General features: G+C 44.0%; 24 protein-coding genes, 1 tRNA gene and 1 pseudogene. 20 read left to right on the top strand and 6 right to left on the bottom strand.

The window, feature by feature from the left end; translation table 11 throughout:
- The first annotated feature begins 44 nt into the window (after positions 1-44).
- Complete coding sequence (locus AAIR98_RS03160; protein ID WP_423970804.1) at positions 45-1,547, top strand: recombinase family protein; 1,503 nt, start codon at positions 45-47, stop codon at positions 1,545-1,547.
- On the opposite strand, the gene AAIR98_RS03165 is transcribed toward AAIR98_RS03160, so the two are convergent.
- A tRNA-His gene (locus AAIR98_RS03165) sits at positions 1,539-1,612 on the bottom strand. The two genes, AAIR98_RS03160 and AAIR98_RS03165, sit on opposite strands and share 9 nt — an antisense overlap.
- Before the next feature lie 343 nt (positions 1,613-1,955).
- Between AAIR98_RS03165 and AAIR98_RS03170 the strand changes: the two genes are divergently transcribed.
- The 19 genes and pseudogenes from AAIR98_RS03170 (at position 1,956) to AAIR98_RS03260 (ending at position 18,998) form a co-directional block, all read left to right on the top strand.
- The gene (locus tag AAIR98_RS03170) at positions 1,956-2,678 is read left to right on the top strand and encodes a S1C family serine protease (protein ID WP_423970805.1); all 723 of its coding nucleotides are present in this window, start codon (positions 1,956-1,958) and stop codon (positions 2,676-2,678) included.
- 147 nt (positions 2,679-2,825) lie between these two features.
- Positions 2,826-4,775: a hypothetical protein gene (locus AAIR98_RS03175; RefSeq protein WP_423970806.1), complete on the top strand. Its 1,950-nt coding sequence runs from the start codon at positions 2,826-2,828 to the stop codon at positions 4,773-4,775.
- Between the two features lie 271 nt (positions 4,776-5,046).
- Positions 5,047-5,760 (top strand): energy transducer TonB, encoded by a 714-nt coding sequence (locus tag AAIR98_RS03180; RefSeq protein ID WP_423970807.1) that lies wholly within the window; start codon positions 5,047-5,049, stop codon positions 5,758-5,760.
- 297 nt (positions 5,761-6,057) lie between these two features.
- Complete coding sequence (locus AAIR98_RS03185; protein ID WP_423970808.1) at positions 6,058-7,527, top strand: NAD(P)-dependent malic enzyme; 1,470 nt, start codon at positions 6,058-6,060, stop codon at positions 7,525-7,527.
- Entirely contained in the window at positions 7,524-8,363 is an 840-nt protein-coding gene (locus tag AAIR98_RS03190; RefSeq protein ID WP_423970809.1) for a fumarate hydratase, read from the top strand. Before AAIR98_RS03185 ends, AAIR98_RS03190 begins: the two co-directional genes overlap by 4 nt.
- Positions 8,360-8,872 carry a FumA C-terminus/TtdB family hydratase beta subunit gene (locus AAIR98_RS03195; protein ID WP_423970810.1) on the top strand — a complete coding sequence of 171 codons (513 nt, stop codon included), beginning with the start codon at positions 8,360-8,362 and terminating at the stop codon, positions 8,870-8,872. Before AAIR98_RS03190 ends, AAIR98_RS03195 begins: the two co-directional genes overlap by 4 nt.
- 1 nt (position 8,873) lies before the next feature.
- Positions 8,874-9,434, top strand: a complete 561-nt coding sequence (locus AAIR98_RS03200; RefSeq protein ID WP_423970811.1) for a tudor domain-containing protein — start codon at positions 8,874-8,876, stop codon at positions 9,432-9,434.
- A gap of 11 nt (positions 9,435-9,445) precedes the next feature.
- Complete coding sequence (locus tag AAIR98_RS03205) at positions 9,446-10,141, top strand: hypothetical protein (RefSeq protein ID WP_423970812.1); 696 nt, start codon at positions 9,446-9,448, stop codon at positions 10,139-10,141.
- A 17-nt stretch (positions 10,142-10,158) separates the two neighbouring features.
- Positions 10,159-10,671: a methyl-accepting chemotaxis protein gene (locus tag AAIR98_RS03210; RefSeq protein ID WP_423970813.1), complete on the top strand. Its 513-nt coding sequence runs from the start codon at positions 10,159-10,161 to the stop codon at positions 10,669-10,671.
- A 1-nt stretch (position 10,672) separates the two neighbouring features.
- Positions 10,673-11,959 (top strand): TolC family protein, encoded by a 1,287-nt coding sequence (locus AAIR98_RS03215; protein ID WP_423970814.1) that lies wholly within the window; start codon positions 10,673-10,675, stop codon positions 11,957-11,959.
- 24 nt (positions 11,960-11,983) lie between these two features.
- Positions 11,984-12,928 carry a patatin-like phospholipase family protein gene (locus AAIR98_RS03220; protein ID WP_423970815.1) on the top strand — a complete coding sequence of 315 codons (945 nt, stop codon included), beginning with the start codon at positions 11,984-11,986 and terminating at the stop codon, positions 12,926-12,928.
- Positions 12,918-13,874: a tetratricopeptide repeat protein gene (locus AAIR98_RS03225; RefSeq protein WP_423970816.1), complete on the top strand. Its 957-nt coding sequence runs from the start codon at positions 12,918-12,920 to the stop codon at positions 13,872-13,874. Before AAIR98_RS03220 ends, AAIR98_RS03225 begins: the two co-directional genes overlap by 11 nt.
- A gap of 32 nt (positions 13,875-13,906) precedes the next feature.
- Complete coding sequence (locus tag AAIR98_RS03230; protein ID WP_423970817.1) at positions 13,907-14,974, top strand: sensor histidine kinase; 1,068 nt, start codon at positions 13,907-13,909, stop codon at positions 14,972-14,974.
- Positions 14,971-15,618 carry a response regulator gene (locus AAIR98_RS03235; protein ID WP_423970818.1) on the top strand — a complete coding sequence of 216 codons (648 nt, stop codon included), beginning with the start codon at positions 14,971-14,973 and terminating at the stop codon, positions 15,616-15,618. The genes AAIR98_RS03230 and AAIR98_RS03235 overlap by 4 nt, the downstream gene beginning before the upstream one ends.
- Before the next feature lie 477 nt (positions 15,619-16,095).
- Positions 16,096-16,746 carry a 16S rRNA (guanine(966)-N(2))-methyltransferase RsmD gene (rsmD, locus tag AAIR98_RS03240; RefSeq protein WP_423970819.1) on the top strand — a complete coding sequence of 217 codons (651 nt, stop codon included), beginning with the start codon at positions 16,096-16,098 and terminating at the stop codon, positions 16,744-16,746.
- A complete protein-coding gene (locus tag AAIR98_RS03245; RefSeq protein WP_423970820.1) occupies positions 16,746-17,480 on the top strand; it encodes a RecB family exonuclease in 735 nt (244 codons plus the stop codon). The genes rsmD and AAIR98_RS03245 overlap by 1 nt, the downstream gene beginning before the upstream one ends.
- Positions 17,481-17,530: 50 nt before the next feature.
- On the top strand, positions 17,531-18,061 hold the full coding sequence (locus tag AAIR98_RS03250; protein WP_423970821.1) for a pilin: 531 nt from the start codon (positions 17,531-17,533) through the stop codon (positions 18,059-18,061).
- A gap of 2 nt (positions 18,062-18,063) precedes the next feature.
- Positions 18,064-18,154 (top strand): annotated as a pseudogene (locus AAIR98_RS03255) (prepilin-type N-terminal cleavage/methylation domain-containing protein); the annotation flags it as partial.
- A gap of 484 nt (positions 18,155-18,638) precedes the next feature.
- Positions 18,639-18,998, top strand: coding sequence for a DUF488 domain-containing protein (locus tag AAIR98_RS03260; RefSeq protein ID WP_423970822.1), 360 nt, complete (start codon positions 18,639-18,641; stop codon positions 18,996-18,998).
- 49 nt (positions 18,999-19,047) lie between these two features.
- Here AAIR98_RS03260 and AAIR98_RS03265 read toward each other — a convergent pair whose 3' ends face one another.
- The 5 genes from AAIR98_RS03265 to AAIR98_RS03285 all read right to left on the bottom strand — a co-directional run bounded on the left by AAIR98_RS03265 (position 19,048) and on the right by AAIR98_RS03285 (position 24,498).
- Positions 19,048-19,794, bottom strand: a complete 747-nt coding sequence (locus tag AAIR98_RS03265) for an SDR family NAD(P)-dependent oxidoreductase (RefSeq protein ID WP_423970823.1) — start codon at positions 19,792-19,794, stop codon at positions 19,048-19,050.
- 298 nt (positions 19,795-20,092) lie between these two features.
- Positions 20,093-21,808: a sigma-70 family RNA polymerase sigma factor gene (locus tag AAIR98_RS03270; protein ID WP_423970824.1), complete on the bottom strand. Its 1,716-nt coding sequence runs from the start codon at positions 21,806-21,808 to the stop codon at positions 20,093-20,095.
- Between the two features lie 39 nt (positions 21,809-21,847).
- The gene (dnaG, locus tag AAIR98_RS03275) at positions 21,848-23,578 is read right to left on the bottom strand and encodes a DNA primase (RefSeq protein ID WP_423970825.1); all 1,731 of its coding nucleotides are present in this window, start codon (positions 23,576-23,578) and stop codon (positions 21,848-21,850) included.
- An 80-nt stretch (positions 23,579-23,658) separates the two neighbouring features.
- Positions 23,659-23,853 carry a 30S ribosomal protein S21 gene (gene rpsU / locus AAIR98_RS03280; protein WP_423970826.1) on the bottom strand — a complete coding sequence of 65 codons (195 nt, stop codon included), beginning with the start codon at positions 23,851-23,853 and terminating at the stop codon, positions 23,659-23,661.
- A gap of 306 nt (positions 23,854-24,159) precedes the next feature.
- Positions 24,160-24,498 (bottom strand): histidine triad nucleotide-binding protein, encoded by a 339-nt coding sequence (locus AAIR98_RS03285; protein WP_423970827.1) that lies wholly within the window; start codon positions 24,496-24,498, stop codon positions 24,160-24,162.
- Between the last annotated feature and the right edge of the window lie 75 nt (positions 24,499-24,573).

Genomic DNA, 24,573 nt, shown 5'->3' on the forward strand with positions numbered 1-24,573 from the left:
GCGGAATATATAAGTAGGAAGACAAGTGAGAAAGGAAAATGCGTATGTATAAAAACGAAAAAACATCTAATAAGGCGGTAATTTACTGTAGAGTTTCAACAGAAGAGCAGGTTAAGGGAGAGAGCTTGGATGGACAAGCACGACAATGTAGGGGTTTTGCGGAACGAAATTCTTTTCTAATATCTAAAGAGTTCATAGAAAAAGGCGAAAGCGGAAGAACGACAAATAGGACTGCCCTAAAAAATTTAATGGGCTTTTGCTTTGACAAAAGGAATGATATCTCCGCTGTTATATGCCTAAAACAAGACAGAATGTTTAGAAATGTTTTAGACGAACACCAATTAGAAAAAGCCTTTAATAAAATAGGCATTAGAATATTATATGTTAATGGGAACAACGATAACAATGCAGCTGCTAGATTGCAAAGAAATATTCATAGTTCTTTTAACCAGTTTGAAAGTGAGTTGAATGGTGAAAGAACCAAGGCTGGAAATACCCAAGCTTTTTTAAGCGGAAGATATTTTAGAAGACTAAAGGGATATGACCGGAAACCTAATACAATGGGTAAAAAACAAATATACCCTAATGAAGATGCGAAATATATTGTTAAAGCGTTTGAATTAATGAGCAAAGGCGTTTATAAGCAGAGGGAGGTCTTAAGGATGTTGCAGGCAGAGGGGTTCAAAAGCTACCCACAGGCGTTTAATAAACTACTTAACAATCCAATTTATTGCGGAATATTACCCGATAGACAAGGTGTTAACAGCGGCCAATCTATCAAAGGTACACATATACCTTTGATAAGCGAGGAGTTGTTTAATAAAGTTCAAGATATTTTACATGGCAAGCGTCCAAACGCAATTCCTAGAAAAAGAAATAATCCTCTCTTTCCTCTTAGACGTTATGTGAGGTGTTTAAGTTGTGGAGAATATATGACAGCTAGTTCTGCTACGGGCAAAGGTAATGGTCGTCCGAAAGTTCCCTATTATCATTGCAGCAAATGTCGCTCTTCTAAGCAAAGCAGGGTATTAAAAAAAGTTTTAGAGCCTGCATTTTCAGAATATTTAAAAAGCCTTGAAATAAGTGCGGATAAAATAAATTACTTTGAAAAATTTGTTATCACGGCTTATAAAAACCAAACAGCGGACATTCAAGCAGTAGAAAATGCAGTAAAAAAGGAAGTCAATACATTAGAGGACGAGATGAGCCGTTTAATAAGATTAGCTGCCAAAGGAACAGTAAAAGAGGATTATATAAACAGAGAAATTGAAAAGATAGAACTAAAAATAAATGAAAAGAAGCTTTTAATATCAGAAGCAGAGGACGGACCAAACCTAGAGGAAGGTTGGGCTTTCGTTAAAGAATTTGTAAATAACCTTGCAGAAATATGGGATAAGGCTGATTTAGACCTTAGACAGAGAGTACAGGGTTTGATTACACCGGAAGGATTCTATTTTGAAGAAAATTTAATCAAACCCCAAAAAAACCCTTGTTTTATAAGCATTTTCAGCTCTAAAACAAGGGAATTTAAGACTATGGGTGGCTGAGGGGACTCGAACCCCCGGCCCTCGGCTCCACAAACCGATGCTCTAACCAACTGAGCTACAGCCACCATAAATCTTTTAGCAAAATAGGCTCTGCATGCATGTTACCGCGTCTAAATGCTTCAAACATACCCATTTGCAAGTTGCCGCTACATCTTACTATATCTTAACTTATCACACTTGTAAAAAACTGGCGCACTTGCAAATTACTTTGCTTAACTTTATATATTATAGAATATTTTAAGCAAACTTCACAATATAAGTTGGTTTTATCGTTGAAAATATAGTTTTATTTTGCCCAGGTAAGTACATTGGCCGCTGGTGCCGGTCTATGCGCACATTTATGGTTAACATAAATTTACTTTTTAGCGTAATTTTATTATGATAAATAATAGTCTTACAAATACCCTTATGAAAAATATTTTTATACCCGTTTTACTTTTACTTGCCGCTCCCCTAGCCGCTATGTCTCATATAGAAATAGCGGAGGAGTACTCTCCCGCCGTTGTCACCATAAACGTGGCCAACAGCAAGGGCGGCACATTTAACGGTACGGGCTTTATCGTCAGCAGCGACGGGCTGATAGCCACCAGCAGGCACGTGGTAGACGGCGCCATTTACATGAACGTTACCTTTAATACAGGCCTTGTGTCGGACGAGGCGCAGCTTGTTGCAGTGTCCAAGGCTGTTGACCTTGCGCTTATCAAAATTAACGCGCGTGACTTACCTACAGTTGTTTTGGGTGATTCTGACTACGCCCTTCCCGGCGCCATTATCACAGTCATCGGCAACCCGCGCAGATTGCAAAATACAGTTACCAGCGGCCTTATCTCACAGGTCAGGTTAATTAGGGAGGGCGTTGTCTGGCACCAAATAAGCGCGCCTATCTCGCCCAGCAGCAGCGGCAGCCCGGTGTTTGACGCCAAGGGGCAGGTAGTATCCGTAGCGTTTTCCACTTATAAAGGGGAAGAAAACCAGAACCTCAACTTTGCCATACCGTCTAACTATCTTAAAACTCTTATGCTGGACAACGGCTACCACCCGCCCGTACCCGCCCAAAAAAGGAAGGGCACCGGTATAGGCGCCTACCTGCAAAAGTGCTGGCACAGCCTAACCGCGCTATTTGGCGGGTAGTACTTTTTATCACTTGTTTTTTACCCATACACGCATTAATATATTAATATATATGTAGCCTATCCAGGGACCTGGTTCCGTTGGAAGCTGCACATTATTTATTTTTATTTTAATTAATAACTGTTTGTACCAGTGGTGGAGGTTATTATGACCAAAGAAGAAAAGAAAGAAGAAACCAAAAAAACTAAAGTAAGCAAAAAGAAAATTATAATTTTAACAGGCCTTTTGGCCGTAGCGTTATTTTTACTGTTACCCGTGCTTGACGGCAGCTTAAGGCGCAGCAGCACGCCCTCCGGCAAAAAGGCCACGCCGCAAATTGCCAGCTCTAACCCGCTTACAAAGGCCATGCAATTTTTAGCGTCTATGTTAGGCCTCGGCAAAAGTAATGCCACGGCCGACGCGCTTGCCTCCGCCCGCCCGGGGTATAAGGCCCAGCCGGAAAATCTTACCGCAGCCCAGCGCGCCTCTTTAGGTTTAGAGGGCGGCCCAACAGGCGGCATACCTTTAACCACCGGCGATTATTCAGAAGACGGCGTCCGTCTGCCGTCTGGCGACTACGGCACGGCCGAGGTTATGGATAAAGACGGCAACTGGGTGCTTATCAAGCAGGAGGCCCCGCTCGTCCACACCCGCGGCATGTATGACTCCGACATGCAGGCAGACCCGGCCTCACTAGTCACAGGCCGCCGCATATCTGACGAAATTGCGTCCCGTAATGCCGACGGCTTGTATGCCGGTATCCCGTTTTTCAAAACCGTTGCTAAAGGCGTAGAGGCAGGCTACAACCTGGCCTCCGCCAGACAAGGCGGCAGTAGCGCCGCATCAACCGCTTTTAATTCTTTAAGCCCAGAGGCCTTTAACAATGCCGAGTTACTCAGCTACGTTTACAACGGCGGCAACTTGGACGACTTAGCGGGTACCAAAGCTGGCGCCGACATGCAAAAAATCTTTAACGATTTAAAAGCGCAAATGGCTGCCGAGGGCGAAATGCTAAAAGCCGACGGCACCAAAATGACCGAAAAAGACAAAATGGACGCTTTTATCTCGCAAGCACAGGCAGAAAGGGCAGATAGAATTGTAAGATCTTTTGGCATGATGCAAGACCGCGCGTTGGAACGCCTTGAACGTAATGCCAAAGGCGAAGTTGAGTTCATGGATAAAGAAGAGTATGACGAACAAAAATGTCAAAAGGAGCCTTGTAAAAAGCCAGAGGATTTTACACCTAACAGTCTGAAAGATGCTTATGCAATCAGAATGGACTCTATAGATAGAATGTTGACTATGTGGGTACCTGGATATGCAAAAACTGAAGATAAACAATTAAAAGAAGAGATAAGGTCTCAGTATAATAATAACCAATATAAAAATGATGAGGATAGTAAGTCTAATAAGGAAGATCCTAATTCTAAAAATCTAGAGAAAGACCCTTTCTTCTTCAGACCTAAGATGATTTTTACTATTCTTGAGGGCAGCAAAGAGGCTGAAAGTATAGAATCAGAGGTTGTGGATGGAGAAAAAAAACCTAAGGCTGAAACACCCAAATGTCCTGAAGGGGAAAAGTGTTATTGGGTAGCATATTCAAACCATAACTTAAGTCCATATTACGAAAGAGCCAGTATGGCAGGCGGCAGAATGGCCGATGTCGATAAATTAGGCGTAACCCCTTTAGGTAATACAGCGGTAGACAATGAGCATTGGATACTTGTAAAACAGGCTGATATTAAAAATATAGCAGATAAGACCAGAGTTAATATAGAAGACAAAAGCACTCTTGGTAATATCTCTTACTTCTGGGTTACCACAACTAATAATGCGGTAGAACTTAATAAAGAGGTTGGAATAGAACCCACTAAATTCTTGGATATATCAAAAACTGAACTCATAACATTTGATGTTAATACAGATGAAAATAAAAATTTAACTTCAACTGTTGAAGATTCTGTAAAAAGTATAAAAGGAGATCTTGAAACTATTTACGGCCCAATGGCAAGAAGATCTTTAAGAAATGACAAGGTTCTCCAACAGAGAGGTGAGGCTATCATGAATCAAGGGGAACAGGCTTTGAAAGTGAATAGTGTGTCTCCCGCAGGTAAATAGCTACCCTATTAATTTAAGAATTTATTCCACTTGGAATTAGCGAATAGAATTAAATATAAAAGGACTTAGTTTCACTAAGTCCTTTTTGTTTGCAATTGATATCACAAAAGTGTTGCTTTATATTTTTAAATATATTAATCTAATTAAATAGACATAATAATTTTAATTAGGAGATTGAATATGAAAAAAATGTTTCTATTCGCAGCTTGCCTACTTATTTTCGCAAGCTATGCTTTCACTCAAGAGCGTGTTTTTTCGCGCGGTAGATCAAATGCCTGAACTACCTAAAGATTACATTAGTTGGATGAAAGACAACATGGCAGATTGTGATTCTTTAGATATTGATTGGGATAATAAGCAAATGCCATCGTATGTTGTGGAGTTTGTTGTAACGAAAGAAGGGAAAATAAAAGATGTAAGATTTCGAAGAAAGGGGGTAGATTACCCTAAACTAGAGTCTGAAATTATACGACTTCTTGAGTCTTTACCAGGAGTCACTCCTGGAATGCAAGGAGGATCTCCTGTAAATGTAGAGTATACGATACCCTTGGTGTGGCCAGATTTATTTGACAGGCGAAAAGCAGAGTATCCTGCAGGAGCGCAAGGTATTGTTGATTATTTAAATGAAGAGTTTGTTGATAAGGAAAGTATATCAGGATTGCTGGTTTTTGTTTGGTTTGGGATTGATGAATTCGGCACATTATCTGATATTTCTCTTTCTGCTCACAAAGGGAAAGATTTGCCAACAGTTGGAGCAGGGCAAAGTTGGATACGTGACGGTTTCGATTTTCCCAGATATGCAAACAAGGAACTTTATAATGTAATAAAAAAAATGCCTGGTTGGAAACCTACAAATATGTGTGGGCATAATACTGAAACATTTTATAAAGAGAAGAGAGCTTTTGTTATTATATTAGACGAAAAAAATCAGATCAAAATGCATGAGGACTTTAAAGAGGGCAGAAGCATTACTGTGTGGCGCTAGATAAAAAAGTCAAATTTAAAAGTATAAATATTCTGAAGATTAGAACAGAAATATTGTTTTAACCTTTCTGTAAATCTTACAAATAGCAGGCGCTTTATTTCGCGCCTGCTATTTTACAACTGGCGTTTACTATGCAAAATTACTGCTATCAACTCCCAAACAAAAAAAGTTTGTCATGCTGAGGCGCAGCACAAGGCTGCGCCGTAGGCATCTACCGCTTAGGCCGTTTTGCTTTGCGTAGCAAAGGCTATCAGTTTTACCCTTTAACACCCCGCTTATTTTTAGTAGACTTTAGCTATGAGCACACCTAATAAAAATAACACAAAACTAAACGTAGATTTATCTAATTTAGACTCTTTTTTTGCCGCGCTGGCCCCCGCCGCGGCCGCCAAAGCCAAAACAATTTTTTATAAAAAACTCAGCCTTAAAACACACGCTCTCTACGGCGGCAAGATAGCAACAATGCCCAAGGTGCCCGTGCCGGGCCCAGCCTGGTTAAACGCGTGGTACACCCCTGGTGTTTCCGCCGTATCCACCGCCATACGTGACAACAACGCGCAGTCTTTCACGCTCAGCAACCGCGCCAACTTAGTAGCCGTAGTGTCGGACTCTACCCGCGTACTTGGCGACGGCGACTGCACGCCCCCCGGCGGCCTTGGCGTAATGGAGGGCAAGGCGTTACTCATGAAGATACTCGGCGGCGTAGACGCGCACGCTTTATGCATAGACTCACGTGACGCATCCGGCAAACCGTCTGCCCAAAAAATAATAGATTTTGTACTAATGTGCCAGCCAAGCTATGGCGCAATCAACCTGGAAGACATCAGCCAGCCAAACTGTTACAAAGTACTGGACGAACTTAGAAAGCGCGCGCAAATACCCGTCTGGCACGACGACGCGCAAGGCACCGCAACCATAACAGTAGCCGGCCTTATAAACGCGCTTGAACTGGTGGGCAAAAAAATAGAAGCCGCCAAAATAGTATTTTTCGGCGCCGGCGCGTCTAACACCATGACGGCCAGTCTGGTAATGCAGCTGGGCGCCCAACCGGCCAATATAATTATGATAGACCACCTAGGCCCGCTTAACAAAAACCGCAAAGATATTGAAGATGACAAAGGTTTCTACAAACAATGGCACCTCTGCCAAACCACTAACCCGGCAAACATAAACACCATAGAAGAAAGTTTTAAAAACGCCGACGTGGTAATAGCATTTTCCAAACCAGGGCCGGACACTATTAAATCACAGTGGATATCCTCCATGGCCGCAAAACCAATAGTATTTACCTGCGCCAACCCCGTGCCCGAAATTTACCCCAGCGAGGCACACAAAGCCGGCGCATTCATCACCGCAACCGGCAGGGGGGACTTTGCCAACCAGCTTAACAACTCGGTCTGTTTCCCGGGCATACTTAAAGGTACTTTACTGTGCGAGGCCGCCACAATTACAGACGGCATGGCGCTTGCCGCCGCCCGCGCTATAGCCGCCTTTGCTAAGCAGCGCGGCATTACGCCTGACAACATAGCCCCGTTCATGAGCGAGGCTGACATTTACCCCACCGTCGCCCGCGCCGTGGCAGAGCAAGCCGCCAAAGAAGGCATAGCCAAGGCCAACATCACAGGAGAGCAGGTTTACCAAAGGGCCAAGGCGGATATTGAAGTAACGCAAAAACTTTTTGACCATATGCAGCAGTCCGGCATTATCCCCCAGCCGCCGCAGGAAATTTTAGACCAAGTACTAAAAGAAACGCTGGAGGAAATTTGAAAACAATTACCGCCGCCGCAATTACCAAAGCAGTAGAGGCACTCTCGGCCAAAGCAAACATAATTTTGCCAAACGACACACTGGCCTGCTTTGCCGCCTGCGCCAAACGCGAGGCTAAAGAAGCCAAAAATATTTTTGACCTTTACCAACAAAACGCCGCTATCGCCAAGCGCGAACGCCTGCCCATTTGTCAAGACACTGGTGTGGCAGTGGTATTTGTGGAAATAGGCAACGAAGTCAAAATCTCAGGTGACCTGCAAGCCGCCATTAACAAAGGCATCAGCCTTGGCTATAAAAAAAACTATCTCCGCGCGTCTGTAGTGGCCGACCCTGTGTTTGAACGTAAAAACACAGGCGACAACACGCCCGCCGTAATCCACATAAATTTAACAAAAGGCAATAAGCTCAAAATAACATTACTGCCCAAAGGCGCCGGGGCAGAAAATATGAGCAAGCTTGCCATGCTCACCCCTGCTGAGGGGGAGGAAGGGGTAAAAGATTTTGTAATAAACACTGTACGCGCCGCGGGCGCCAACCCGTGCCCGCCAATAGTAGTAGGCGTTGGCATAGGCAGCACATTTGAGGGCTGCGCTTTACTGGCTAAAAAAGCTTTAGCCCGCAAACTCGGCCAAAAAAATAAAAATAAAAAATACGCCAAACTGGAAGAAGAACTTTTACGACAAATAAATAAACTTGGCATAGGCCCGCAGGGTTTTGGCGGCGTAAGCACGGCGATGGCTGTTAATATTGAGTACGCCCCCTGCCACATGGCCAGCATGCCCGTTGCCGTTAATATAGGCTGCCATGTACACAGGCACGCGGAGGTTGTTTTATGAAAAAATTAAACACGCCGCTAACACTTGAAGCTTTAAAAAAATTAAAAACGGGCGACGATGTTTTGTTAACCGGCACCATCTATACGGCGCGTGATAAAGCGCACGCAAAATTACTTGAAGATAAACAAAAATATCCTTTTTTACGCGGCGCGGTAATATATTACTGCGGCCCGGCGCCAACGCCTAAGGGTAAAATTGTGGGTAGTATGGGCCCGACAACCAGCGGTAGGATGGACAAATTTACGCCCAAACTTACCCAAAAAAACGGTATAATTGCTACTATAGGTAAGGGGCCGCGCGGTGAGGGCGTAAAAACCGCTATAAAAGGCCGGGCAGTTTACTTTGCCGCGCTTGGCGGCGCGGGTGCGTTGTTAGCGTCTAAGGTAACAAAAGCAGAATGTGTTTTATACCCGGAGTTAGGCGCGGAAGCTGTGTATAAGCTGGAAGTGTGTGATATGCCCCTTAAAGTAGCTTTAGATTTAGACGGTAACGATATTTACGGGAGGTAACATGAAATTACTAAGTAAATTTACAATTTGTTTATTTTTAGCCGCCGCCTTGGGTGCGTGCGTTTCACAAAATAAGGACGAAGAACCTTACAACCGCACAGGCAGCAAGCAGGAAGTTGAAAACATTTTCAGAAACAAAGTTATGGCGCCCTACAGCGGCGACGGCAGGTTTTTTGCCACCTACTACCTTGCCAAACTTAAAAAAGATATTAACGACAAAGGTTATTACACCGTTGAATATTTAAACGGCCCCGGCAAAGGCGAAACACAGGAAGTTAAAAACATTGTTCTTAAAACAGAGCCTGTGGATGTAAACGAACTTAAAAAAGGCGATGTGGTTATCTACGACCTTAACAATACTAAAGATTTAACTAAAAGTTCGGTTGACCGCTGGGCGCAAGGCGTAGTGCATGACGTAAGCCAAATTTCTAAAGGGGTGGTAGTGTTAGAAATCCCGCGCGACCGCAATGACTTTATACCGGGTAAAGAAACAATAAACGTAGAGTCTATGAGATTAATTACAAAACCCGCGGTTAAAGACCCCAGAATATTTATCAGATAACGGAGAGTGTGATGAGGAAATTTTTATTTGTATTAGCAGCTTTTATTTTTGCCTGCGGCGCGTACGCGCAGGATTTACACAAAGACAATATTTTAATAGACGTGCCCACGGCCGAAACTTTGGACCATTACTCCACCATGCTTAACACCAGGTTTTATACGGAGAACAGCGTTATGGCCAGCGTGGATTTTGGCATATACCCCAGGCTTAATATCGGGTTCTCAATAGCGGCGCAAAACTTGCTGGGCAATGAAACGCCTATAAAAGTTTTAACGCCTGACTTTCAGGTTAAATACAAAATTTACGACGGCTCTTTATACTTGCCCGCAATAGCCATAGGTTACGACGGCAGAAGATACCTTTATGACAGAGACGAAGACGACTATAAACATGACAGAAAAGGCGCTTACTTAGTGCTCAGCCGCGAAGTGTTTATACCTAACTTGCAACTGCACGCGGGTGTTAACGTGTCTGACTTTGACAGTTCTGACGTATTTGGTTTTGGCAGCGCTAATTTTAATATTGAAGATAAAGTTAACCTTATGTTTGAGTGGGACAATGTGCATACTATTGACGATTCCCGTTTAAACGCCGGCATAAGAATTTATCTTTCAGACTCTGTCGACCTGGACTTAATAGCGCGCGACATGACGCACAAAAGCACCTTTGAAAGAGTATTGCAGGTAAGATACAAGGCAAACTTTTAATTTTAAGGCGGTAATTTATGGCAGAGACAAACAACCAACCCCAGCCGCAGGCAGGGCAGCCACCCAAGCAGTACCCAAAATTTAAAAGAAGCATTCTTTTTATTAAAAGAGATTTGCAGCTTAAATATATTTTGCTTCTTGTTATAAGCGTGGTTATAGGGCTGTCGCTTATGGCGTTTGAAGTGCTTACAACCATGCAGGGTATTTATTCAGAGTATCCTATGATGCTGCAGCCGTTGTATGATAAATTTGTGCCTATAACAATAGGTATTTTGCTTAAAATAGCAATTTACTTAGTAATAGTCGTGCTTGTGGCGGCTATGCTGTCGCATAAGCTGGCGGGGCCTATTTACAGGTTTGAAGTTACATGTAAAGATATTGCGGGCGGTAACTTTGCCAAAAGAGTGCACCTGCGCGAGGGCGATAATTTTACAGATTTACAGCGTGAGTTTAACCGCATGATGGATGTTATGGAAGCGGAAATAAATAAAAATAAAAAAGACTTGCCCGCTGACAATAAAGAGGGGTAGTATGAAGAAATTGGTTTTGCCTGTTATTTTATGCTTGTGCTGCGCTTACGCGCCCGCGCAGGAGTATTACAGCCGCTTTAGTCCTTCGGCCGATATTACTCTGGAGCAGGCCATCAGGCTTGGCTTGGAAAACAACACAAAACTGCTTAGCAGCGAGCAAAGCATTTTAATAGCCAACCAGCGTGTAAGAGAAGCCAATTTTATGCGCTTGCCGCAGTTTGACCTGCTGGCTACGGCCACACATTATGATTTAGAGTACCCCGTAGTTTTGCCCGACGCAATGGGGCTTAGAATAATAGGCCCGCAATCCGTTGATAAAAGCGGCGACAGTTTTTACGGCGCCACGGTGTCGGCGGTATTATATTTATATTCCGGCGGCAGAATATCAGGCACAATTAAACTTGCCAAAGCGCAGCTTAAAGAAGAACAAAGCAAATACGAGACGGAAAAAAACAATGTTATTTTAAGCGTTAAGCTTGCTTTTTACCGCATGCTTTACGCGCAAAAAAGACTTGAACTTACCGAGGCCGGCTACAACCGCGCCAAAGAATATTCTAAAAAACAATCCAACAAAGGCTGGCAGGGCGTAAGCGTCGCGTCTATGGTTGAAAAGTTTAGGATAGAATATAATAACGCCAAACACGAATACTCCCAAGCGCATTTGCAAATGATAAAGGGCCTTAATAAAGAACTTAACAGCGAGATTAAAATAAAAGGCGACTTCCGCCCTGTTAAATACACAAACGAACTTCCTAAAATGACTTTATGGGCCATGCAGTTCAGGCCGGAACTCAGAACGGCTTTATATGAAGTTGAGATGTACGACATTTCCACAAACATTACCTTGGGGCAAAAGTACCCCGATATTATTGTGGGCGGCACCTATGAGCAGGTGGGCGCGGATTCTTTGGACGAAACTAATAAACAGGTCAGCCTTGCCGTCAGGCTGCCGCTTTCTTACGGCTTTTTAACCCAGCCCAAACAAAAGAAGGCGCAGCAAAAACAAAGCGCTCTTCGCCGTGCGGACCTGGAAGACACCATAAGGCTGCAGGTGTCAGGCAACTACGAAGCTTTTGTATTTTGGCAGGACGAGGTAGCGCATAGGGAAGAAGCGCTGGACGCTTTGACCAAAGAAATTAAGAGGCTTGAGGGCAGGGGGGAATACTCTTTAGACTCTTTAAACGCTTTAGACGCTTATCAAAAAACATCTTATTCTTACCTGGAGGCGGTGAGGGAGAACCTTATGTCTAAGTCCAGGTTAGAATGGGCCATAGGCCAGGATTTATAGTCTTAGCAAACCCCCTATTTTATTATGAAAAAATACTTCACACTACTGTTTGCGCTGCTGTTGGCGGTACCCGCGCTGTCTATGGACATAGACATGCAGGACCAGCTGCTGCGCGAATTTTTGTGGGAAGAATTTACCCTTAAACCCAAAGAAGAAAGAACAAAGGTGGGGCTTTCTCTTTCGGCGGGGGGTACGCGCGCGTTTGCGCATATCGGCGTGATTACAGTGCTTAAAGACGCAAATACCCCTATAGACATGCTTACAGGCACGTCAATGGGCTCTGTGGTAGGGTCCGCATACGCGGCGGGTATTCCTGTGGAAGACGTGTGGGCTATGGGTGAAACCATGACACTGCAAAACGTCACTACAGATCTTAGTTTTACGGGTCTTTTCAGGCTTATATTCGGCAGCAAATTACCCACGTCCCAAAAATTTGAAGAGTTTTTAGAAGATAAACTTGGCAATAAAACATTTGAGGATCTTGTCATCCCCTTTGCCTGCCCCGCTATGGATATTAAAACTGGGGAGAAAATAATGTTTACCTCCGGCCCCGTGGCGTTAGCCGTGCGCGCCAGCATGAATTTGCCGGGCGTGTTTGAACCGGTGGAATACCGCCAGCGCCAGCTTGTTGACGGCGGCGTGGTGGATTATCTGCCCATAGACGCTGTGAGGGACTTGGGGGCGGAATATGTGATAGCGTCGCTGCCTTTACAGGATTACAGCGGTGTTGTGCCCAAGACAATAGCGGCTTATTTGCTTAGAATTGGCGATATCAGGGGCGCTATTTTAACGGAAGAATCTTTAGCCAAGGCGGACTTTGCGGTAAGAACAAAGGCCGCGAATATACCTGTTTTAGAGTTTGACATGCTGTCCGTTGCGGGCGAGCTTGGCGTAAGAGAAATGTACAAAAACCTGCCCGCGCTGCAGGAAGATTTGATACTTTTTAACATGAGACAATATGAAGAATAAAATCAGTTTGCTGATGGCGTTTATTTTTATTTTTCAGGCGGTATCGGTACAGGCCGCCATATGGCCGTTTGCCAAAAAAGAAAAAAAGAAACTGACCGAGGCCCGCGCGGAGTACGCCGTGCAAAACTATCATGGCGCCATAAGCAAACTTAAAGAATTTTTAGTAGAGGGCACCGTTAAAAGACGTGAGGTGCGCGCCTATATTTTGCTGGGGGATTGTTATGAGAAAATAGGGGCCTTAGACTCCGCTCTTAACACATATTTGGAAGCCGTTGAAATGCACCCCAAAAATAAGCAGCTGCTTTTAAAATTGGGCGCTTTGTACCAGCGGACGGACCTTATACAAAACAGCACTCAAATATACCAGCGCGTTTTGGAGATAGCGCCGGAAAATGAGGAGGCTCTTTTAGGCCTGGCCAGGGCGTATATGAGTGAGGGCTTTTTTTCTAAGGCTGAGGAATTTTACCAGAAGTATTTTAGGACAAACGCTAAAAATAAGACAAAAATTTACCAGGAGTACGCCTTTTGTTACTACAGGCAGCGCAATTATAACGCGGCGCTTTTGTATGTGGCGTTGTTTATGGAAAAGGAAGGAGAGTCTTTTGACGGATTATTTTTAGCGGCGGCCATAAGCAGGCAAATGGGGCATAAGGCCGAAGCCTACGAGTTTATAGATAAAGCCATTGCTTTGCAGGGCAAGCCGCAGGGCACCGTGGTAAAAGCGCTTTGGAACGTGCAGGACGGGGAGTATAGCCTGGCGCTTAGCTTGGCGCAAGAGGCGTTTAAAGAAGACTCCGACAACCAGCTTGCCCTTTATATTCAATATCTTTGTTACAAGGGGTTGGGAAAGCCCAGAGAGGCTAAAAAACAGCTGGAGGCTATAGCGGCTTTTGAGCAGGAAAACTTTATCAGCCGGGTGGCGGCTTTAAAGCTAAACCAGCTATAGCTTTAAAGGTTTTAAAATAGTAAAATTATATTATGGAAAACAATAAGAGCGTAATTTATGATATGCCCCTAACAGTTGCTTTGGCTAAGGATAAAAAAGACCTTTCCAAGCATGTTTGTGAGGATTGCTATGAGCTTGTTTACATGCTTATGGCCGATAATAAATACGCTTTTATATTTGGTGACGGCGCCGACGGTAAACCGCTTGATGTGGACGTTAACGGGCCCGTGCACGAAAAGTATCATAAAGACGCTATAGCCGGCCATAAAGTTGTTTATGAGTGGAGCTTGAACACAAAAGGCGGCGTTAAATATTACCAAAGCACCCTTTTACCTCTTATACATGAAGAGGGCAAGCCCAACGTTTTAGGTATAGTTAAAGACCTTTCCCCGGCGGCGTATAATATATCACAAAGTATGGTGCGTGATTACGGCGCAAAAACTTTCGCGCAGATTTTAATTAAAACCAGAGAAGACGAAAAAAAGAAAATCGCCAGCGCGCTGCATGATGAAATAGGCTCTACCGCTGTTATTTTAACTTCTATTCTTAGTATTTTACAAGAAGACCTTAAAGAAAATAAAACAGAAGACGCCATTAAAAGGGCCGGTGAGCTGGACGCTAAGATTAAAGAATGTATAGACAGGGTAAAAAACCTGGTTGTCACCATGCGCCCGCCAAGCATAGACGCTGTTGGCTTAGACGGCGCGGTTAAAGAATTGGTGGAAAACATTTCTAAATTTGCTAATGTTAAGGTAGTGTATAACTATAGGGAAGAGGACAACGGCAATATAGATGATGAAGTTAAAATAATGTTATACCGCGTGGTGCAGGAAAGTTTGAATAACGCGCTAAAGCACGCCAAGGCTTCCCGGATAACGGTTTCGTTACAAAATCTTGAAAATATTGTTAAAATAGAAGTAGAAGACGATGGCATAGGGTTTAAGAAAGGCAAGCAGAAAAAGCTTAGTCAAATAGGGTTACTGGGTATGGAAGAGAGTGTGAAGTACCTGGGCGGTAAGTTTGATGTGCAGACAGCTTTAGGTAAAGGGACAAAGATTTCCGTCTCTTGCCCTAAAGTAATATATAAGGTGGAAATATGATAAAAATACTTCTGGCTGATGACCATGCCCTGGTCCGCGACGGGATTAAATCCGTTTTAGAAAGAAAAAGCAAGAATATATCTGTTGTGGCTGAAGTTGGCAACGGTAAAGACATGTTGGAAATAGCGGCCAAAAATAAAGATATTGATGTGTTTGTGGTGGATATAGCAATGCCGCTTTTAAACGGCATTGAAGCGACACAGAAACTTACAAGAACCAACCCCGACGCTAAAGTTATTATCTTAAGCATGTATGATGACAGAGCGTCTGTGGAAAAGGCTTTTAAAGCCGGCGCAAGGGGCTTTGTGGTAAAAGTCTCCACGGCTGATGAGATTATAGACGCTATTAAAGAAGTTAACGCCGGCAGGTTCTACCTGTGCTCCAAGGTGTCAAAGTATGTTGTACAGGGCTTCCTGGGTAAAGCGGCCCCGTCTAAAAAAGACCCCAGCGGCCTTACGCCCAAAGAAAAGCAGATTTTACAGCTTATCGCCGAAGGGTACAGCAGCAAAGAAATAGCCAAAGAGTTTGGCCTTTCGCTTAACACAATTCACGTGCACCGTAACAACATAATGAGAAAGCTTGACATACACAAACAGGCTGAGCTTGTGCGTTACGCTATTAAAGAAGGCATTGCACACTTATAACTCTTACCATAACAACTGGCAGAGGCAATCTCTGCCAGTTGTTTTTATGAATGAGCGTGAAACACTCCGAGCGTCAGCTCGTGAGATGAAAAGCCTCTGCCGCGCTTAAAAATTCGGCATCGCTGCCGCCAAATTTTTGCATAGTTTGTTGTTTGCGCGGCGCAAAGCAAAGCTTTGAAACAGAATGAAACCCCAGGCGTAAGCCTGTGGGAGTCTCATAAAGAGATATAAAGGCATTTTTATTTTTTCCTCTCCCTTTTAGGGGAGAGGAAGCGAGTGTATACGAGCAGGTGAGGGTGCTATACACAATATATATAGGTATAAATTAAGTGTTTTTATATTAATCGCGTTAAGCACAAGGCGAGTTAGTCGGGCTGGGGAAGGCACATATTTGTGTATATTTTGTGTTTATCACCCTCACCCTTGCCCTCTCCCCTAAGAGGTAGAGGGAATAAAATTTGAAATGAGGCTACAGATATGCGTATTATAGCTGGCACCGCTAAGGGCCGTAAAATATTTTCAGTATCCAAAAATTTGCCGGTGGTACCTATATCGGACAGAATAAAACAGTCTGTCTTTGATATTATACGCCCCAAAATACCGGCCGCATACTTTTTAGATTTATTCGCGGGTACAGGCAACGTGTCTTTGGAAGCTTTGTCCAGAGGCGCGCTTAAAGCCGTTATGGTAGACAAAGAAGTTGCCTGCGTTAAAAATATTAAACGCAACCTTGAGCACCTTGGTTTTACAGACCGTGCGCAAGTTATCCGCGGCGACGTGCTGAAAGACCTGGATTTTTTAAACGCCTACGCGCCTGAGGGCTATGACATTATTTTTATGGGCCCGCCTTACCGTGATATTAAAGAGCGCCCGCTCTCACTTTCAGGCCCGGCTTTAGCGCAGGTGGCCAAGTATAATTTGCTTGCGCCGGCCGGCTTTATAGTTTTGCAGCATCACCGCAACGAAACCTTTGAAGTGCCCGCCATGTTCAAAATTTACCGTGAAGAAAAGTACGGTGACACGCTTGTGCACCTGCTGCACCATAACAAAGCCAAAGACCCTAAACCCAGCAGAAGCGAAGATTTTGAAGGCACCGTCGCCCTCAAAAAACCTAACGAGAAAAAATAATGCAATTTGAACACAAAGTTTATGAGCTTAACTACTCTAAGGTAAAAACATACCTGGAGTGCCCGCTTTTATACAAGTATAAATATGTCGAGGGTAAGCGCGACGGGCTGGTGCCGGCGTCATCACTTGGCGTGTCCATACACAGAACTTTGGAAGAGTACCATAAACGCTCTAACGACCCGTCTGAAATTATAAGGTATTACAATAACTGCTGGCTTGGCGCCGGGTATTCCAGCGCGGCCGAGCAAATGGAATATTACCTTAAAGGCAAAAAAATGCTTGAGGCCTATGAACAGGCGGAGTATGAACGTAAGACGGTGGTAGACTCTACCGAGCGTGAATTTATATTTGAACACGGCAGATGGACCTTTAGGGGCAAAATAGACCGCACAGACCTTTGGCCTGACGGTTCGTGGGAAGTTATAGACTATAAAACAGGGCCGGAGTTTGACGAGAATTATGATGTGCGCTCGTCATTGCAAATGGGTATTTACGCCGTGGGCGCGCGCCGCGCGTGGAATATGAAAAAAGGCAAAGCCTCTATTTACCATGTTGCCGTGGGCAAAGTGCAAAGCGCTGATTTTGACGCTTTTAACGAGGAAGAAATTTTAAAAACTTTTATAGAAGTGGGTAAAAAGATAGAGATGGTGTCGTTTGAGCCAAACACAAACCATTGCGAGCACTGTGCGTTTAACACCCGTTGCCCAAAATCCGCCTTTACTCCCGCGCGGTAAAATGTTGTAATATTTAGTATAAACCATATGACTATTATATTGGAGGGTTTATGAATAATAAAAAAGGTTTTACATTAGTAGAATTACTTGTAGTGGTGCTTATTATAGGCATACTTTCAGCAATAGCGTTACCCCAGTACACAAAATCTGTGGAAAAGGCCCGCGCGGCTGAGGCGCAAATAATGTTTGGCGCTCTTTCACAGTCCGCCACCAGGCACGCCTTGGAAACAGGCAATATTTACACAACAATGAATTTTGACATTGACTTTCCCGAAGGCTGCGCTACAAACTCCGCCACCAAGCCTACACAATGCCAGAATAAATATTTTATTTTTGGCTATAATATTGACGCCGGGCAGCTTGGCACCCGTGTGCCCACCAAATATGTGGGCGTATGCAGAACCTATAACGCCAGCGGTGATGACTCTGGCTATGACGGGGACTGCGGCGGCGCTATATACCACTTTATTTATGACCTTGGCACAAAGAAAAAATATTGTTATTATGACGCGGATGATTCAGATGCGGTTACCGTGTGCGAGGGGACAAGGTCTCTTAACTTTAACGTAGAGGCGTATTAATTATGCTAAACAAAAAAGGTTTTACTTTGGTAGAACTGCTGGTGGTGGTGCTGATTATAGGAATACTCGCCACCATAGGTTTGCCGCAATATACAAGAAGTGTGGAAAAGTCCCGCTCAAGCGAGGCTGTGCTTAACCTTAAAAACGTGGCCGACGCCATGATAAGATATTACACTATTAAAGGCATGTGGGATAAAAATGATAATATCAAATCAATGTTTGATATTGAACTTAACGGCGGCACATGGTCAACAGGTGAAAACCTAAATAAATATACCACGCCAAACTTTAGGTATGAGTTTGACTGCACGTCTTCTTCAACATGCGTTTTAGACGCTCTTAGAGAGAACGTTGAAGAGAAGGAAAAGCTGTACGGCCTGCGTTACACATTAACCAACGGTAAAGTCACCGCCAGAGAATGTTATAACCAAAAATACGATATCGGCCGCACTATTTGCACCAGTATGGAAAGCTTTGGTTACACGCAACAGGAAGCGGTTTTATTTTAAGTTTTAGAAGTTAAATAAATAAGGCTCCGGTAAAAAAGGAGCCTTATTTATATTATGGGGGAAAGGATATGCTGGGTATAAAAAGGGCTTACGCTGCGCCAGACAAAGCGGACGGATACAGAATATTGGTGGACCGTCTTTGGCCTAGGGGTATGTCTAAAGAAAAAGAACATTTGAACCTGTGGGACAAAGACATCGCGCCCACAACCGCGCTTAGAAAAGAGTTTGGGCATATGGCGGAAAAGTTTGCCTGGTTTAAAAAAGAATATATTAAAGAGCTTAACGCCAACCCGCACACGCCTGAATTTACGCGGGAAGTTAAAACCCGCCTGGCCAAAGGCAACGTTACATTTATATACGGCGCCAAAGACCCTGGAATTAACCACGCAATAGTACTTAAAGAATATATAAGTAAAAAGATTAAATAAATATCCCCCGGCACTGGCCGGGGGTTTTATTTGTAGTGTTTGAGAGTTTTTAATAAAACCTGTTATACAGAAAGTCCGGCGTTACGCACATTACTAACGCCACCAGTATCCAGCGTTTGGTTATAAAAACATTTTTGCGGCCTCTTTCTATGGCGGCTATCATTTGCTGGGCGGCTTTACCCACAGGCGCCATCCAAAATCTTTTGTCTTTGCCTACGCTTTCGGCAAGCTCGGTGTCTATCCAGCCGGGGATGATGGTGGTAATTTGAACTGGCACCGCGTCTTTTACCGTTTTCTTTCTAAGGCCCTGCAGGTAGCTTCTTACATATGCTTTGCTGGCGTGGTATGCCGGGGCGGTGTCTGACCCTCTGAAAGAGGCTATGCTGCATAGGCCCGCCATTTGGCCTTTAAGGCCGTTTTCTTTAAAACGTTTTTCAAGGTATTTGTAAGTTGTGTCTGCCCAGTCGGTAAAACCGGTTACATTGGTCTGTGTGGTATTTACTTCCCAGTCATTATTAAGAGTGGTATTAGCGCGGCCTACGCCGGCGCAAAGTATTATGGTATCAATGTCGCCCAGGTCACGCGCTATTTGCGGCAGCAGCTCGGCTGATTTAGAGTCGCGTACATCGTTAGTATAAGTAAAAACATTGTCCGGGTATTCACGCCTAAGGCTGTCCAGTTTATCTGTACTGCGCCCTGTAACGGCCACAATGCAGTCCTTTGCTATATATTGTTTGGCCAGTTCGCGCCCTATACCAGTTGTGCCGCCAATTATTAATACATTTTTTGCTTGCATACTACCCCCGTTACTCTATACTAAACTTATACCATAAAAAAGCCCCTCTTACGAGTGGCTTCCCCAAATCTTTGGCAAACTTTTTATTTTAATTATTTACCACACACGCCGCCCGCCTTTCAGGCTCCCCGCATAAGTGTGCTGAAAATAATTAAAATAAAAATTTTACTCAAATCTTCGGGGCCCCTTTGTAATCTTGTATAATAAAAAGCCCCTCTTACGAGGGGCTTTTAAATCTTTACCTTCTTAATTTGCTTATGTCAAAGCGTAAGGTAAACCAAACATCAAAGCGCTAAACTTATTCGTCCGAATAGTCTTTTAGCATTTTGGTTCTGCTTGGGTGGCGCAGCTTGCGTATGGCTTTGGCTTCAATCTGCCTCACACGCTCACGCGTAACGTTAAACATTTTGCCCACTTCTTCAAGCGTTCTTGGGTAGCCGGAATCTATACCAAAGCGCAGGCGTATAATTTTAGCCTCACGTTCTGACAGTGTGTTAAGCACGTCGGCCACTTCCTGCTTTCTTAGGAAATCAGAAGCTGTTGTGGTCGGGTTAGCCCCGTTTTTATCTTCAATAAAATCTTCCAGGTTAGAGTCCTCGTCCTCGCCCACAGGTGTGGAAAGAGAAATAGGGTCCTGCATAATTTTAAGCACGCCTTTCACCTTTTCCATAGATAAACGCAGTGACTTGGAATAATCTTCCAAACTAGGCTCTCTGCCGTGCTCTTGGCGGAACTTGTTGGTAACTTTGGTAAGCTTGGACACAAGCTCTTTCATATGCACAGGTATGCGGATGGTGTTAGCCTGGTCTGCAATAGCGCGGTTGATGGACTGGCGTATCCACCATGTGGCGTAGGTGGAAAACTTAAAGCCCCTTTTGTATTCAAACTTTTCTACCGCTTTCATCAGCCCCAGGCCGCCCTCTTGAATTAAGTCTGACAGTTCCAGGTTAGAGTTAACGTGCTTTTTAGCGATGGACACAACCAAACGCAGGTTAGCTTTAATAAGTTTAAGCTTGTCCTGTAAAATCATGTCTTCAAAGAATATTATGCGGTCATTAAAAGCAATAAACTCTTTTTCGCTCATAGGCAGTGTGTTTACCAGTTTTTCATGTCTGTTACGCACGCCGTCTATGTTTTCAATTGCTTTTTCAAGTTCCTCAAAGGTAAAGCCTGTTTGCTTTTTAAGCTCGGCCTTGGTTATTTTACCTTTGGCCGCTTGTGTGAAAGCTTTTTTTACTTTATCGTAAGGGCCAAAGTAGTCGTCAAACCTGTTTATATCGCCCCTGGTTTCGGTAATTCTTTGGGCTAAGCCTTTAATTCTGTTGGTAAGACGTTTGATTTTATTTTGGTTAAGGTTCAGCTTAATAATGCTTTCAACCACTTCTTTCTGTTTTTTCTCAAGCGCTTCAGTATATTTGTTAAGCAGTTTGTCGTTTATCTTAGGGTCGCGCAGTTTCTTCATGAGTTCTGTAATTTCACCCTCGCGCTTAGCTATAAACTTGGCCGCCTCTTTAAGTTTTTTGCGCATGTTGTTAAGTTCGCGCGTGGTTCTTTTACCGCGGGGCATTAACTCCTTGGTGGTCATTTCTTCCTGGTCAACAAGTTCTTCCCAGTTGCAAATTTCGCGCATGGTAATGGGGGATTCTAAGACCAACTTTCTAAGTTCCTTCTCACGCTCTCTTACGTTACGCGCTAAAGTTATTTCCTCGTCGCGTGAGAGCAGCGGCACTTTACCCATTTCGGAAAGATACATGCGTATAGAGTTAGATATGTCGGGGTTAGACATAAACTCTTCGGTATAGGCTTCTTTTTCCGCCATTGCCACGGCTTTATATTTTTTGCGGTCTACAACCTGTATGCCCAAGTCTTCCAACGTGCCCATCAGACCGTCTATGTCTTCCGCGCTCATGGAAGATGATGTTAACGAGCGGTTAATCTCATCTAAAGTTAAAAAACCGTTTTCTTTACCTACTTCTACTAAGTCTTTAAACGCTTTGTTCGCAACGTTTGCCATTGTTAATACCTCTTTTATTAAAGGGAAAAATCCCAGTAACTACTTTTTAATCTGTTTTTGAAGCTCGCTCTGCGCTCTGAGTAAAGCCTCAGGCACATTGCCTACGCCCATTTTTTTAATCTCAGCTTTTATAGCCGCCAGCCTTTTTGCAAGGTAAGACTTTTCTATTTTATTTACACATTCTTTAATGTCTCTGCCCGGGTTAAAATCCTTAGGGCGCGGCTGCATAGAGAGCCTGAGAATCAAGTCTTTCTGCTCTGGCAGGGCGTCCAGTACAATTTGCGTAATATTGTCTGTAGACGGGTGCCGGCTGACAGCGTCTGCTACAGTGGCCACTATTTGGTAAATGTTGTGGCTTGTAAACTTAGCTTCATTTAAGTCATGCGCCTCGCTAATATATGCGGGGTACATGAGCGTCCAGGCGGCCAAATCACGCTCTTCCACGGGGATATTGCTTTTTCGTGTTTCTCCTGTCTTTGCAGGACTGTTTTTTGCCCCTGTGTTTTTTGGGAAAAGTAAAGACTGCTGTATGTCCAATTTTTCCGCCACGGTTTTGGTCCATTCCGCTTTAACAATAGGGTCCGGCTGCTTGGAGATAATCTCCATTAGCTGCGCCGCAATATTTGTTTTGGTTTGCGCGCTTAAAGGGTGCCCGCCGTATTGTTTAATAAGAACGTCCGCCTGAAAATCTACTATATCTACCGCGTTTGCGGTAACACTTTCAAATTTTTCTTTGCCGTATTTGTTTATAAATTCATCCGGGTCCAGCCCTTCGGCCCCTAAACTTGCCACGCGTACAAAAACGCCCTGCGCTATCAGTATAAGCGCTGTTCTAAGGCTGGCTTTGATGCCGGCGGCGTCCGGGTCAAACAGTATTACCGCAGAGTCCGCGTATCTTTTAAGCAGTTTGGCGTGCTCTTCGTTAAAACTGGTTCCCAACGGAGCCACACAGTTGCCAATGCCTGCCGCCATTACGCCAATTACGTCCATGTACCCTTCAAGTAACAACGCGAAACCGGCCTTTCTTATTTCAGGCCCGGCAAAGTTAAGGCCGTACAAAACACGGCTTTTTGAAAATAAAACAGTTTCCGGGCTGTTAAGGTACTTTGGTTCGCCCTCGCCAAAAATACGCCCGCCAAAGCCAACCGTCTCACCCCTGTGGTTAATAATGGGGAACATTACGCGCGAGCGGAAGTAATCCCTTTGCCCATACTGCCCCTGGGCGGCAAGGCCTACGGCCCTTATTTCCTCGGGCTTAAAACCTTTGGCCAGCATATCTTTAACTAAACCGTCAAAACCCTGCGGCGTAAACCCCAGTTCAAACTTTTGCACGGTTTCTTTAGTAAGGCCGCGCTGTTTAAGGTAATCCCGTGCGGGGGTGCCCTGCGCGCTTAAAAGCGTTTTATGGTAAAAATCTTTAGCCGCCGCCATTAACTTTCTAAGAGTAACTTTGTTCCTGTCCTCGGGCGACATGCTTTCTTCTTTTTTCCACTCTAAGCCCGCGCGCTCGGCCAGTTTTTTTGCCGCTTCAGAAAAAGACAGGTTTTCTATCTTCATCAAAAACGCAAAAGCGTCCCCGCCCGTCTGGCAGCCGAAACAATAAAACAAACCTTTGTCCGGGCTGACCGTGAATGAGGGGGTTTTCTCCTGGTGAAAGGGACAACAGCCCTTGTAAGTTCTGCCAGCTCTCTTCAAAGAGGGAACATATTCCCTTACAAGCTCAGCTATGTCTACCTTATCACGTATAGCTTCTATGATATCATCTGACATTTAATGCCCTGGGGTAGATTAGTGAAAAAGAAACAATAGCCCCCCGCGTGCGGGGAACTATTGTTTCCATATAATACTTATTAAAAGCGTTTACGCTTTGTGCGTCTCATTCTTCTCTGCGCTTCCTGAGACTTGATTTTTCTTTTTACGCTTGGCGGCATGTAGGTTTCACGTCTTTTGATTTCTTTAAGAATGCCGTTTTTCTCACAATCTCTTTTGAATCTTTTAAGCGCTTCTTCCAAATGCTCTGCGTCTCTAACTTTTACAAAGACCATTAATTTCTCACCACCTTTTTCACTTAGTAAATATAATGCTTCCCCCTAAAAAAACAAGGGGTAATCTTTTAACGTTACTTTTTGTACCGGCAAAAAGTAACCAAAAACCTCGGTTCCGGGGCTCGTATTGCGGTAATTTTATAAGGGTTTTGAATAACTCATATAAAAATTGTATAGGTAATAAAACTCTTATTCAATTTTTATATTCAGACAAATTCAAAACTATGTCCTTATAAAATTGCCTCCATAAACACTCGCAAAATGGAACCATTAAAAAACTAAAAAACGAAAAGAACAAGATTTGTATCAACCGGGCGGCCATAACATGCGTCTGCCCGAGAGTAAATGATAGTGCAAATGCTCCACACTCTGCCCCGCGCCTTTGCCGTTGTTTGTAACTAAACGGTAGTCTTTAAGGCCGAGGTCTTTTGCTATTTTTGCCGCCGCGTACTGCACCTGCCCCAAAAGGTTAATATCTTGCTCCGCCGCGTCGGCAAGACATGAAAGGTGTTTCTTGGGTATTATCAAAATATGCGTAGGCGCCTGGGGGTTTAAATCTTTAAAAGCGAGGACGTCGTCATCCTCATAAATGATTCTGGTTTCCACTTCGCCTGTTACTATGTTGCAAAAGATACATTTTGACATATATTTATTATATCATTTTAGGCTTAGTATATCCAGCCGGGTTTATAGGGTGCGCAGGCTGCCTATATAGTATAC

The sequence above is a fragment of the Elusimicrobium simillimum genome, assembly GCF_049639735.1.
GTDB classification, from domain to species: domain Bacteria; phylum Elusimicrobiota; class Elusimicrobia; order Elusimicrobiales; family Elusimicrobiaceae; genus Elusimicrobium; species Elusimicrobium simillimum.

What these genes read in the sequence shown, in the direction of transcription:
- rpsU (WP_423970826.1), bottom strand. Translation starts at nt 23,853, where the DNA reads ATGGTCTTTGTAAAAGTTAGAGACGCAGAGCATTTGGAAGAAGCGCTT.
- AAIR98_RS03195 (WP_423970810.1), top strand. Translation starts at nt 8,360, where the DNA reads ATGAAAAAATTAAACACGCCGCTAACACTTGAAGCTTTAAAAAAATTA.
- rsmD (WP_423970819.1), top strand. Translation starts at nt 16,096, where the DNA reads ATGCGTATTATAGCTGGCACCGCTAAGGGCCGTAAAATATTTTCAGTA.
- AAIR98_RS03285 (WP_423970827.1), bottom strand. Translation starts at nt 24,498, where the DNA reads ATGTCAAAATGTATCTTTTGCAACATAGTAACAGGCGAAGTGGAAACC.
- AAIR98_RS03225 (WP_423970816.1), top strand. Translation starts at nt 12,918, where the DNA reads ATGAAGAATAAAATCAGTTTGCTGATGGCGTTTATTTTTATTTTTCAG.
- AAIR98_RS03265 (WP_423970823.1), bottom strand. Translation starts at nt 19,794, where the DNA reads ATGCAAGCAAAAAATGTATTAATAATTGGCGGCACAACTGGTATAGGG.
- AAIR98_RS03160 (WP_423970804.1), top strand. Translation starts at nt 45, where the DNA reads ATGTATAAAAACGAAAAAACATCTAATAAGGCGGTAATTTACTGTAGA.
- AAIR98_RS03245 (WP_423970820.1), top strand. Translation starts at nt 16,746, where the DNA reads ATGCAATTTGAACACAAAGTTTATGAGCTTAACTACTCTAAGGTAAAA.
- AAIR98_RS03210 (WP_423970813.1), top strand. Translation starts at nt 10,159, where the DNA reads ATGGCAGAGACAAACAACCAACCCCAGCCGCAGGCAGGGCAGCCACCC.
- AAIR98_RS03170 (WP_423970805.1), top strand. Translation starts at nt 1,956, where the DNA reads ATGAAAAATATTTTTATACCCGTTTTACTTTTACTTGCCGCTCCCCTA.
- AAIR98_RS03205 (WP_423970812.1), top strand. Translation starts at nt 9,446, where the DNA reads ATGAGGAAATTTTTATTTGTATTAGCAGCTTTTATTTTTGCCTGCGGC.
- AAIR98_RS03235 (WP_423970818.1), top strand. Translation starts at nt 14,971, where the DNA reads ATGATAAAAATACTTCTGGCTGATGACCATGCCCTGGTCCGCGACGGG.
- AAIR98_RS03200 (WP_423970811.1), top strand. Translation starts at nt 8,874, where the DNA reads ATGAAATTACTAAGTAAATTTACAATTTGTTTATTTTTAGCCGCCGCC.
- AAIR98_RS03175 (WP_423970806.1), top strand. Translation starts at nt 2,826, where the DNA reads ATGACCAAAGAAGAAAAGAAAGAAGAAACCAAAAAAACTAAAGTAAGC.
- AAIR98_RS03230 (WP_423970817.1), top strand. Translation starts at nt 13,907, where the DNA reads ATGGAAAACAATAAGAGCGTAATTTATGATATGCCCCTAACAGTTGCT.
- AAIR98_RS03250 (WP_423970821.1), top strand. Translation starts at nt 17,531, where the DNA reads ATGAATAATAAAAAAGGTTTTACATTAGTAGAATTACTTGTAGTGGTG.
- dnaG (WP_423970825.1), bottom strand. Translation starts at nt 23,578, where the DNA reads ATGTCAGATGATATCATAGAAGCTATACGTGATAAGGTAGACATAGCT.
- AAIR98_RS03270 (WP_423970824.1), bottom strand. Translation starts at nt 21,808, where the DNA reads ATGGCAAACGTTGCGAACAAAGCGTTTAAAGACTTAGTAGAAGTAGGT.
- AAIR98_RS03260 (WP_423970822.1), top strand. Translation starts at nt 18,639, where the DNA reads ATGCTGGGTATAAAAAGGGCTTACGCTGCGCCAGACAAAGCGGACGGA.
- AAIR98_RS03180 (WP_423970807.1), top strand. Translation starts at nt 5,047, where the DNA reads ATGCCTGAACTACCTAAAGATTACATTAGTTGGATGAAAGACAACATG.
- AAIR98_RS03185 (WP_423970808.1), top strand. Translation starts at nt 6,058, where the DNA reads ATGAGCACACCTAATAAAAATAACACAAAACTAAACGTAGATTTATCT.
- AAIR98_RS03215 (WP_423970814.1), top strand. Translation starts at nt 10,673, where the DNA reads ATGAAGAAATTGGTTTTGCCTGTTATTTTATGCTTGTGCTGCGCTTAC.
- AAIR98_RS03220 (WP_423970815.1), top strand. Translation starts at nt 11,984, where the DNA reads ATGAAAAAATACTTCACACTACTGTTTGCGCTGCTGTTGGCGGTACCC.